General features: G+C 67.3%; 1 protein-coding gene. It reads left to right on the top strand.

Annotated features, from left to right (window positions below):
* Window positions 1-107: 107 nt before the first annotated feature.
* On the top strand, window positions 108-612 hold a 505-nt coding region (locus A9D60_RS06475), incomplete at its 3' end, for a YjbF family lipoprotein (RefSeq protein ID WP_141117849.1).

The raw sequence follows: 612 nt of genomic DNA on the forward strand, positions 1-612 counted from the left end.
GTTCTGCGGGACGGCGGCGCGCGGATCAATCTGCGCAATCGCTTGTCTGGCACCGTAAGGGATGACCGCGCTCAACAGCTTGCCAGGCAGTGGGGACGGTATTTCAGATGAAGAGCAGATTGCCCTTTACCCTCCTCGCGGCAGCGCTGAGCGCTGGATGCAGCAATCTCAACGACAATTTCACCCAGGTCAGCAGCGTGATCGCGCCGGGCCGCCAGCCGGTGAATGCCCGTGCCGGTGCATTGCAGCGGGCCGGGGCGGAACAGCTGCAGGTTTCATTCCCCGGACAGGAGCGTTCGGGCGTCATGCTGCTGGAAGCGCGCCGCGGCGGTGTGGATACTTGGCTGTCCGCGGACGGGGCGGCGCTGATCACCGAACGCGGCATGCTGCGGGGCATGCGCGGCTTCGGCGGCGGTCTGCTGGCCTCGGACATTTCGCAGCCGATGGCGCTGGTGCATGGCGGCCGCGAGGGGCCCAGCGAACGCTTCCACACCTTCTTGAAGGGCGACGATCAGACTGAAACGCGGACCTACCGCTGCACGGTGTCGGCGCGCGGCAGCCGCACCATCCGGATCGGCGGCCGACCGGTGGACACCCGGCTGATGGCAGAGG

Source organism: Leisingera sp. JC1 (genome assembly GCF_001679925.1).
Lineage (GTDB): Bacteria > Pseudomonadota > Alphaproteobacteria > Rhodobacterales > Rhodobacteraceae > Leisingera.